Here is a 10140-nt window from a genome sequence, read left to right on the forward strand (position 1 = left end):
CTGCGGTGCCCGGCGTCACGGGGAAAGGTAGGGCGCAACGCATGTGGGGTCCAGAGGGCCCGGCGAGGCGTGCGCTCTGCGGATGCAGGTCCGCCGGGCGCGGATGGTCCGGGCCGGGGAGCCTCCCTACCGTCGGCCCCGTCCCCGCACGACGACGTGAGGAGCCAGATGACCGCCGGAGCGCTCGAGGGCATCCGCGTGCTGGAGATCGGCACCCTGATCGCCGGCCCGTTCGCCGGGCGGCTACTGGGCGACCAGGGCGCCGACGTCATCAAGGTCGAGGCCCCCGACCGGCCCGACCCGTTGCGCACCTGGGGCCAGGCCCACGAGGACGGCCGCGGGTTCTTCTGGACCGTGCACGCCCGCAACAAGCGCTGCATCACCCTCGACCTGCGCGGGGAGCGCGGCCAGGAGCTGTTCCTCGAGCTGGCCGCCGGCGCCGACGTCGTGGTCGAGAGCTTCCGCCCGGGCACCCTGGAGCGCTGGGGCCTGGGGTACGACCGGCTCGCCGCCGCGAACCCCGGCCTGGTGCTCGCCCGGGTCTCCGGCTACGGCCAGACCGGGCCGATGGCCGCCCAGCCCGGCTACGCCAGCGTCGCCGAGGCCCGCGCCGGGCTGCGGTTCGTCACCGGGTTCCCCGGCCAGCCGCCGGTGCGCATGGCGCTGTCGATCGGCGACTCGCTGGCCGGCATGTTCGCCTGCCAGGGCATCCTCACCGCGCTGGTGGCCCGCGCCCGCACCGGGCAGGGCCAGGTCGTCGACGCCGCGCTGACCGACTCGTGCCTGGCGGTGACCGAGTCGATGGTCCCCGACTTCTCGCGAGCCGGGCTGGTCCGCCAGCCCAGCGGCACCCGGCTCGACGCGATCGCACCCTCCAACAGCTACGAGACCGCCGACGGCACGTTCGTGATCATCGCGGCGAACCAGGACACCCTGTTCCGCCGGCTGTGCGCCGCGATGGGCCGCCCCGAGCTGGCCGACGACGAGCGCTACGCCACCCACACCGCCCGGGCGCGGAACCAGGACGAGCTCGACGCGCTGATCGGCGCCTGGGCGAAGGGGCTCCCGCCCGAGGAGGTGGTGGCCCGCTGCAGCGGTGCCGGCGTCGTCGTCGGCCCGGTGGCGACCGTCGCCGACGTCGTGGTCGACGAGCAGTTCCTGGCGCGGGGCATGCTGGTGGACCACCACGACCTCGGGGTGGACGCCGACGTGCTCGGTCCCGGTGTGACGCCGCAGCTGTCGGCCACGCCGGGGGCGGTCAAGTGGGCGGGCCCGCCGACGCCGGGGTGGCACAACACCGAGGTCTACGGGGAACTGCTGGGCCTCACCGACGACGACGTGGCGGCGCTGGTCGCCGAAGGGGTGATCTGAGTGCAGCTGCCACCGAGGGTCGACCTCCGCGAGGTCGGCATGCGCGACGGCCTCCAGCTGGAGGACCCGGTCCCGCTGGAGGCCAAGCTGGAGATGCTGGAGGCGCTGGTCGCCACCGGCGTGCAGCGGATCGAGGTGACCTCCTTCGTCTCCCCCAAGGCGGTGCCCGCCCTCGCCGACGCCGACCAGGTCGCCGCGGCGCTGGGCCAGTACGACGGGGTGCACTTCTCCGCTCTGGTCGCCAACCTGCGCGGCGCGCAGCGCGCGGTGGACGCCGGCATCCCGCACCTGGAGTACGTGGTCAGCGCCGCGGACTCGCACTCCCGGGCCAACGCCGGCAAGCCCACCGCGGAGGCCGCCGACGCGATCGGCGCCATCGCCGAGGTCAGCCACGCCGCCGGCGGGTCGCTGGAGGTCATCATCGCCACCGCGTGGGACTGCCCGTTCGACGGACGGACCGATCCGTCCCGCACGCTGGACGTCGTCGCCACCGCCGTGGCCAACGGCGCCGACCAGCTGTGCCTGGGCGACACGATCGGCACGGTCACCCCGCGGCGCACCGTCGAGCTGCTGGACGCCGTCCGCGCGGCCGCCCCGGGCCTGCCGCTGGGCGCGCACTTCCACGACACCCGCGGGACCGGCCAGGCCAACGCGCTGGCCGCCGTCCAGGCCGGGGTCACCCAGCTGGACTCCTCCGTCGGCGGCCTCGGCGGCTGCCCCTTCGCCCCGGGGGCCAGCGGCAACATCGCCACCGAGGAGCTCGTCTACTGGCTCACCGACTCCGGCGTGGAGACCGGCATCGACCTGGACCGGGTGCTCGCCGCCGCCGCCGTCACCGAGCGCGCCGTCGAGCACGAGCTGCCCAGCTCGCTGTACCGGGCCGGCGGGGCGAACAAACCGCGCGGGGAGTTCCGCCCGTGAAGGTGCTGGGGGTCGTCGGCAGCCCCTCGGTCGGCGGCCGCACGGACGCCGGCGTGGCCGGGGTGCTCGCCGGGTGCCTCGGTGCCGAGACGGAGAAGCTCAGCCTGGCCGACACCGACGTCCCCACCGTGCTGGACGCGATGGAGGCCGCCGACGCCGTCGTCTTCGGCAGCCCCACCTACCGGGCGTCGTTCTCCAGCCTGCTGCGCAACCTGTTCGAGAACGCCGAGCGCGGTCGGTACACCACCGAGACCAAAGCCCACCTGGCCGGGACGACGGCGGCGATCGTCATGACCAACAACGCCCCCGAGCACTTCCTCGCCCAGGACTCGCTGCGCAGCCTGCTGGCCGGGTTCTACGGCTGCCAGGTCCTCAGCCCCGGCCTGGTGCTCACCCACCCGCACTTCGACGGCACCGACCTCACCGCCGACGCCGCCGAGCTCGCCGCCGCCCACGGCCGCGCGCTGGTCGACCTGACCCGCGCCGTCCATGGCTCGGCAGCCATCCGCGCCCTGCAGCCGCAGGTCTGACGCCGGTCAGCTCGCGGTCGCGTAGAGGACCGACCACACCAGCCCGACGACGGCGACCCCTGCCAGCACGATGCCGACGACCAGGCGAGCGCCGCGGCGGCCCGCGCCGGGCCCGAGCGCAGGTTCGCTGCGCCGGGCCAGGTTCCCGTTCGCGCGCGTCCACCGGATCGTGTTGCCGATCCAGACCGCGGCCACGACCGCGACGACGGCGAAGAAGACGACCGCCCACCACCCGGTGCCCATGCTGACTCCTCGAGGACCTGCTCGACGGGGCCACGGGCTGGACTCCCCGGTCCGACACGGCCCAGCATGCCCCGTCCCGGCAGTGGGCGCAGGGCCGTCGCCTCAGCGGGCCGGTGACCCGGCGGCGACCGCGAGCAGGTCGCGGGCGGGGCCGGGTGGCAGCTGCGACCCGCCGGACCAGACCGCCCGCAGGCGTCGGCGCAGGTCGACCCCGCGGACCGCGACCTCGACCAGCCGGTGCTCGCGCAGGTCCCCCGCCACCGCCAGCCGGGAGAGCACGGCCGGTCCGATCCCGGCCCGCACAGACTCTCGGACGGCGGTCGCGGTGCTCAGCTCCAGGACCGGGGCCGCGGCGGACTCCCCGAGGGCCTGCTCGAAGGCGGTACGGGTGCCCGACCCGGGCTCCCGGGTGACCAGCGGGGTGCGGGCCAGGAGCGCGGCGTCCACCGGACGGCGCCTGCTCGCCCAGGGGTGGTCCGGCGCCACCACGAGCACGAGCCGGTCCTGGCCGACCACCACCTGGTGCAGGTCGGTCAGCGGCTCGGGCCCCTCGACCAGTCCGAGGTCGACGGCACCGGTGCGCACCAGCTCGGCCACCGCGGCGCTGTTGGTCGCGGTGAGCAGCACCCGGGCCGGGCCGCCCTGCCGGCGCAGCGCGGCCAGCCAGCCGGGGACGAGGTGCTCGGCGACGGTCATGCTCGCGGCCAGCCGCAACCGCGCCGTGCCCTCGTGCCGGAGGGCGGCGAGCCCGGCGTCCAGCTCCGCCGCTGCCTCCACCACCCGGGCTGCCCAGGACGCGAACGCCGTGCCCGCCTCGGTCAGCCGGGTGCCCCGTGCCCGGCGGTCGAGCACCGCGACGCCGGCCTGCCGCTCCAGGGTGCGCAGCCGGGCCGAGGCGGCCTGCTGGCTGATGCCGTGCCGGCGCCCGGCGGCCCCGATGCTGCCGGTGGCCACGACGTCGAGCAGCAGCTCGAGGGCACCCAGGTCGGGCACGTGCGGGCTGAGGGGCACGGGGCCGACTGTCCCACAAGCTCGGCTTGTGCATCCACAGCGACGACGCCCCTACCGCGCACGGGACGCCGGCAGCACCGTGGAGGCATGACCGCCACCCTCGTCGCCCCCGCGCACCCCAGGGTCGCCGCGATCGGGCCCAACTGGTTCGCCTCGGTGATGGGGACGTCGATCGTCGCGACCGCCGCGGTCACCCTGCCGGTGCAGCTACCCGGGCTGCGCCTGCTGGCGCAGGTGGTCTGGGTCCTCGCCGGGGTGCTGCTGGTGGCCGTGTCGGCCGCGACCGTGGCCCACTGGCGGCACCACCCGGACGCCGCCCGGGCGCATGCCTCGAACCCGGTGATGGCGCACTTCTACGGCGCTCCGCCGATGGCGTTGCTGGCCTTCGGGGTGGCCACCCAGCTGGTCGGCGCGGACCTCGTCGGTGAGGGCGCGGCGCTCGGGGTGTTCGCCGTCCTCTGGGTGGCGGGCACGGTCTCCGGACTGGTCACCGCCGTGGCCGTCCCGTACCTGGTCTTCACCCGGCACGACGTCCCCGAGGACGCCGCCTTCGGCGGGTGGCTGATGCCCGTGGTCCCGCCGATGGTGTCGGCGGCGACCGGCGCGCTGCTGGTGCCCGAGCTGCCCGCCGGCCAGCTGCGCACCACCGTGTTCACCCTCTGCTGGTCGATGTTCGGCTTGTCGCTGCTGGCCAGCCTGGTGGTGATCACCCTGGTGTGGGGCCGGCTGGCCCGGCACAAGGTCGGGGCGGCCGCGATGGTGCCGACGCTGTGGATCGTGCTCGGCCCGCTCGGTCAGTCGATCACCGCGGCCAACAACCTGGGCACGCAGGCGCACCTCGCGGTCCCGGAGCCCTACGCCTCGGCGTTCCGGGCCGCCGGCCTGGTCTACGGCCTGCCGGTCTGGGGGTTCGCGCTGATGTGGGCCGGGATCGCGGCCGCGGTCACCGTGCGCACCGCGCGGGCGCGGCTGCCGTTCACCCTCACCTGGTGGTCGTTCACCTTCCCGGTCGGCACGGTCGTCACCGGCACCTCCGGGCTGGCCGCGCACACCGGCGAGGTGTTCCTGCAGGTCGCCGCGGTCGTGCTGTTCGCCGGGCTGCTGGTCGCGTGGGGCACCGTGGCCATCCGCACCGCACGGGGCGTCCTCGACTCGTCGCTGCTGTAGCCGGTCATCGGGACGCTCTCAGCGGATGGTGGCCCGCGATCGGCGTGCCTACCGTCGGGGGTGACCGCCACCACTCGAACACCTGAGGAGCTGTCGATGACGACCGCCACCGAGCTGGAGACCTTCGGACTGTTCATCGGCGGGAAGACCGTCGACGCCCGGTCCGGGAAGACCTTCGAGTCGCAGAACCCCTACACCGGCCAGGCCTGGGCCGTGCTGGCCGACGGCGCCCCCGAGGACGTCGACGAGGCCGTCGCCTCGGCCCGCACCGCCTTCGAGGGCGAGTGGGGCCGGATGACCGGCTTCCAGCGCGCCGCGGTCATGCGGGCGTGCGGCGACGCGATCCTCGCCAACGCCGAGCGGCTGGCCCAGCTGGAGGTCAACGACTCCGGCAAGCTGATGCGCGAGATGCTCGGCCAGCTCAAGGGCCTGCCCAACTGGTACTACTACTTCGCCGGGCTGGCCGACAAGATCGAGGGCCGCACCGTGCCGCCGGTGAACCCGAACTACTTCGGCTACACCGTGCGCGAGCCGGTCGGCGTCGTCGGTGCGATCACGCCGTGGAACTCCCCGCTGCTGCTGCTGACCTTCAAGCTCGCGCCACTGCTCGCCGCCGGCAACACCTGCGTGGTCAAGCCCTCCGAGCACTCCCCCGCCTCCACCGTCGCCTTCGCCCAGGTGCTGCACGAGGCCGGCCTGCCCGCCGGGGTGCTGAACGTGGTCACCGGCTGGGACCGCGCCACCGGCGAGGCCCTGGCCTCGCACTCCGGCGTGGACAAGGTGGCCTTCACCGGCTCCACCGCCACCGGTGCCGCCGTCGCCCGGGCCGCGGTGAGCAACCTCAACCGGGTCACCCTGGAGCTGGGCGGGAAGAGCCCGCAGATCGTCTTCCCCGACGCCGACCTCGACGCCGCGGCCAACGGCCTGGTCGCCGGTGTCTTCGCCGCCACCGGCCAGACCTGCATGGCCGGCTCCCGGCTGATCGTGCACGCCGACGTGCACGACGCCCTGGTCGAGAAGATCGCCGCCCGGGCGAACGAGATCGTGCTGGGCGACCCCAACGACGCCGACACCGAGATGGGCCCGGTGGCCAACCGGCCGCAGTACGAGAAGGTGCTCGGCTACCTGCAGGGCGCTGCGGCCGAGGGCGCCACCTTCGCCTGCGGCGGCGAGCCGGCCGCGGAGCTCGGCGGGCTGTTCGTCAAGCCGACCGTGGTCACGAACGTCGGGCCGGAGAACACCATCGTCCGCGAGGAGGTCTTCGGCCCGGTGCTGGCCGCCTACACCTTCACCGAGGAGGACGAGGCGCTGAAGCTGGCCAACGACACCCCCTACGGCCTGGCCGGGGCGGTGTGGACCAAGGACGTGCACCGCGCGCACCGGGTCGCGGCGAAGCTGCGGGCCGGCACGGTGTGGGTGAACGCCTACCGGGTGGTCGCCCCGAACATGCCCTTCGGCGGGTTCGGCAACTCCGGCATCGGCCGGGAGAACGGCGTCGAAGCGGTCAACGAGTACACCGAGAACAAGTCGGTGTTCATCGAGCTGACCGGCGGCACCCGCGACCCGTTCCAGCTGGGCTGACCCGTGCTGGCCGAGGCGTTCCGCGAGGTGATGGCCGGGGTCGCCACCCCGGTCTCGGTCATCACCGCGGTGTCGGCCGACGGCGTCCCGCACGGGACGACGGTGTCGGCGTTCGCGTCGCTGTCGATGGACCCGCCGATGGTGCTGGTCTCCCTCGACCGCGGGTCGGACCTGCTGGCCCTGGTCCGGGACACCGGCCGGTTCGGCGTGAACGTGCTCGGCTCCACCCAGTCGGCGCTGGCGCTGTCGTTCGCCCGCAAGGGCCCGGACAAGTTCGCCGCCGTCGACTGGGTGCCCGACTCCGGCCTGCCCCGGCTGCCCGGCGCGCCCGGGTGGCTGGCCTGCGACGTGGAGTCCCTGGTCGAGGGCGGGGACCACGTCGTCGCCCTCGGCCTGGTCACCGCGGCCGACACCGTCGACGGCGCCCCGCTCACCTACCACTCCCGGGTCTTCGGCACCCACGCCGCACTGGAGGCCACCCCGTGAAGCGCACCCCCACCGAATCGGTGCAGACCGCCGTCGCCGCCCTGGCCGCCGGCGGCATGGTCGTCGTCGTCGACGACGCCGACCGGGAGAACGAGGGCGACCTGGTCGTGGCCGCCGAGCTGTGCACGCCGGAGCAGATGGCCTTCCTCGTGCGGCACACCACCGGCATCGTCTGCACCCCGATGCCCGCCGCCCGCGCGGCGGAGCTGCAGCTGCCGCTCATGGTCACCGACAACACCGACGCCCACGGCACGGCGTTCACCGTCACCGTGGACCACCACGACACCTCCACCGGCGTCTCGGCCGCCGACCGCGCCGCCACCGTCCGCGCCCTGACCTCGGCACCGGCGGCCGAGTTCCGCCGTCCCGGGCACGTGTTCCCCCTCATCGCCCGCGCCGGCGGGGTGCTGGTGCGCGCCGGGCACACCGAGGCCGCCGTCGACCTCACCACCATGGCCGGGCTCTCGGGCGTGGGCGTGATCGGGGAGATCGTGGACGAGGACGGCTCCATGCGAGCGGGTGCGTCGCTGACCGGGTTCGCCCGCGAGCACGGGCTGCCGATCCTGGCGATCGCCGACCTGGTGCGGCACCGCCGCGCCACCGAACGCCTCGTCGAGCTGGTCGGGTCGGCGCAGATGCCCACCGAGTTCGGCGAGTTCCGCGCCGCGGCCTACCGCAACACCCTCGACGGCACCGAGCACCTGGCGCTGGTCATGGGTGACCTGTCCGCGGCCTCCCGCACCCCGGCCGGGGCGCTGGTGCGGGTGCACTCCGAGTGCCTGACCGGCGACATCCTGGGCTCCCTGCGCTGCGACTGCGGCGCCCAGCTCGAGCAGGCCCTGGCCACCATCTCCGCCGAAGGCGTCGGCGCCGTGGTCTACCTGCGCGGCCACGAAGGCCGCGGCATCGGCCTGGGCCACAAGATCCGCGCCTACGCCCTGCAGGAGCAGGGCCTGGACACCGTCGACGCCAACACCGCCCAAGGCCTGCCCGTCGACAGCCGCTCCTACGGCGTCGGTGCCCAGATCCTCGGCGACCTCGGCGCCACCCGCATCCGGCTCATCACCAACAACCCCGCCAAGTACGGCGGCCTGGACGGCTACGGCCTCACCATCACCGGCCGGGTGCACCTGCCCACCGTCGAGACCCCGCACAACGTGCGCTACCTGCGCACCAAGCGGGAGCGGATGGGCCACCGGTTCGGCACCGCCACCCTGCCCGCCGGGGGGCTGTCCGCCGTCCTGGACCTGCCGGTCGCCGGCACCTGACCCGCGCCGTCCCGGGCCCCTCGCGCAGCGCTGCGCGAGGGGCCCCGGGTGTGCTCCCGTGCAGGTCAGCGGGGTGTCGCGGAGGTCTGCCGGGAGCGGTCACGGCAGTGCGCTCGGCGGCTGTCGGCGGCCGCCGGGCACTCCTAGCGTCGGCGGTGAACGTGGCCCAGGGCACACCGCGCCCGGCCCGCCGATCCGCCGAGGAGCTCGCGTGACGACCACCGACGACCGTCCCACCCAGCGCGCCAACGAGCGTCTGGGGCTGGCCCCCACCGACCCGCGGCCGCCGGCCGAGACCCAGCCGCACGCCGACCGCACGACGACCAACCCGCTGTTCAACGACCAGGGCATGAAGCTCGGCCTGTTCGGCACGAACTGCTCCTACGGCCTGATCATGAGCCACGCGGCCAGCAGCTACGAGATCACCTGGGAGCACACCAAGGCCATCGCCCAGAAGGCCGACCGGCTGGGCTTCGAGGCGATGGTCCCGGTCGCCCGCTGGAAGGGCTTCGGCGGCTCGACCAACTTCAACGGCAACTGCTTCGAGACCTACACGTGGGCCGCGGGCCTGGCCGAGGCCACCGAGAACATCGCGATCGCCGCGACCTCGCACCTGCCCACCATGCACCCGATCGTCTCGGCCAAGCAGGCCACCACGATCGACCACATCTCCGGCGGCCGGTTCGTGCTCAACCTGGTGATGGGCTGGGTGACCCCCGAGATGGAGATGTTCGGTCGCGAGCAGCGCGAGCACGACGAGCGCTACGCGTTCGGCCAGGAGTGGCTGGACTTCGCGAACAAGCTGTGGACCGAGCAGGGCAGCTTCGACGTCGACGGGAAGTACTTCCACGGCATGGACGTCGAGGCCTACCCCAAGCCGATCCAGGGCCCGCGCCCGGCGCTCATCAACGCCGGCAACTCCCCCGCCGGCATCGAGTTCTCCGCCCGCAACGTCGACGTCAACTTCGCCTCGCTGGACACCCTGGAGAACGTCACGAGCTACACGTCCACGCTCAAGGAGAAGGCCCGCACCGAGCACCAGCGCGACATCCAGACCATGACCTACGGGCTCATCGTCTGCCGCGACACCGAGGCCGAGGCCAAGGCCGCCTTCCAGAACGTGATCGACGAGGGCGACTGGGGCGCCGCCGGCAACGTCATCAAGATCGCCAGCTCGGGCGCCTCGCAGTCCTTCGACCACGTGGTCAAGGAGTACCAGGAGCGCTTCATCGCCGGCTGGGGCGGCTACCCGATCGTCGGCACCCCGGAGCAGGTCACCGAGGAGCTGGTGAAGCTGAACAAGGCCGGCATGGACGGCATGATCATGGGTCTCATCGACCCGGTGCAGGAGCTCGACGTCTTCGAGAGCGACATCCTGCCGCTGATGGTGCAGGCGGGCATCCGCCACTGACCGCCCGCGGCGTGGATCAGCTGGCTCGGTGTCAACCGGTCGTTGCATCACCCCAGCTGAGGGGTGGGGCTCGTGGCGACTCGGGCGAACATGCGGGTGTTCTGGTCGGGGATCGCTGAGGGGCTGACCGTTGCGTCAGCCTCTCAGCGGG

10 protein-coding genes are annotated in these 10140 nt (G+C 73.9%); 8 read left to right on the top strand and 2 right to left on the bottom strand.

What is annotated here, in order from left to right:
• Positions 1-168 precede the first annotated feature (168 nt).
• From NH342_RS04460 to NH342_RS04470, 3 genes are read left to right on the top strand one after another with little or no spacing between them, the layout of a single operon-like run.
• Positions 169-1371: a CaiB/BaiF CoA-transferase family protein gene (locus NH342_RS04460; RefSeq protein ID WP_253011781.1), complete on the top strand. Its 1203-nt coding sequence runs from the start codon at positions 169-171 to the stop codon at positions 1369-1371.
• Positions 1372-2292, top strand: a complete 921-nt coding sequence (locus NH342_RS04465; RefSeq protein ID WP_253011784.1) for a hydroxymethylglutaryl-CoA lyase — start codon at positions 1372-1374, stop codon at positions 2290-2292.
• Positions 2289-2822: an NAD(P)H-dependent oxidoreductase gene (locus NH342_RS04470; protein WP_253011787.1), complete on the top strand. Its 534-nt coding sequence runs from the start codon at positions 2289-2291 to the stop codon at positions 2820-2822. Before NH342_RS04465 ends, NH342_RS04470 begins: the two co-directional genes overlap by 4 nt.
• A 6-nt stretch (positions 2823-2828) precedes the next feature.
• On the opposite strand, the gene NH342_RS04475 is transcribed toward NH342_RS04470, so the two are convergent.
• Both NH342_RS04475 and NH342_RS04480 read right to left on the bottom strand, forming a co-directional pair.
• A complete protein-coding gene (locus tag NH342_RS04475; protein ID WP_253011790.1) occupies positions 2829-3065 on the bottom strand; it encodes a hypothetical protein in 237 nt (78 codons plus the stop codon).
• A 102-nt stretch (positions 3066-3167) separates the two neighbouring features.
• Positions 3168-4076, bottom strand: coding sequence for a LysR family transcriptional regulator (locus tag NH342_RS04480; protein WP_253011792.1), 909 nt, complete (start codon positions 4074-4076; stop codon positions 3168-3170).
• 87 nt (positions 4077-4163) lie between these two features.
• Here NH342_RS04480 and NH342_RS04485 point away from each other — a divergent pair, with 87 nt between their 5' ends.
• The 5 genes from NH342_RS04485 to NH342_RS04505 all read left to right on the top strand — a co-directional run bounded on the left by NH342_RS04485 (position 4164) and on the right by NH342_RS04505 (position 9989).
• On the top strand, positions 4164-5243 hold the full coding sequence (locus NH342_RS04485) for a TDT family transporter (RefSeq protein ID WP_253011794.1): 1080 nt from the start codon (positions 4164-4166) through the stop codon (positions 5241-5243).
• A gap of 96 nt (positions 5244-5339) precedes the next feature.
• Entirely contained in the window at positions 5340-6824 is a 1485-nt protein-coding gene (locus tag NH342_RS04490; protein WP_253011797.1) for an aldehyde dehydrogenase, read from the top strand.
• Positions 6825-6827: 3 nt separating this feature from the next.
• The gene (locus tag NH342_RS04495; RefSeq protein WP_253011800.1) at positions 6828-7310 is read left to right on the top strand and encodes a flavin reductase family protein; all 483 of its coding nucleotides are present in this window, start codon (positions 6828-6830) and stop codon (positions 7308-7310) included.
• Entirely contained in the window at positions 7307-8578 is a 1272-nt protein-coding gene (locus NH342_RS04500) for a bifunctional 3,4-dihydroxy-2-butanone-4-phosphate synthase/GTP cyclohydrolase II (RefSeq protein WP_253011803.1), read from the top strand. The genes NH342_RS04495 and NH342_RS04500 overlap by 4 nt, the downstream gene beginning before the upstream one ends.
• A gap of 211 nt (positions 8579-8789) precedes the next feature.
• On the top strand, positions 8790-9989 hold the full coding sequence (locus NH342_RS04505; RefSeq protein WP_253011806.1) for an LLM class flavin-dependent oxidoreductase: 1200 nt from the start codon (positions 8790-8792) through the stop codon (positions 9987-9989).
• Positions 9990-10140: the final 151 nt, after the last annotated feature.

Source organism: Klenkia sp. PcliD-1-E (assembly GCF_024124375.1).
Lineage (GTDB): Bacteria > Actinomycetota > Actinomycetes > Mycobacteriales > Geodermatophilaceae > Klenkia.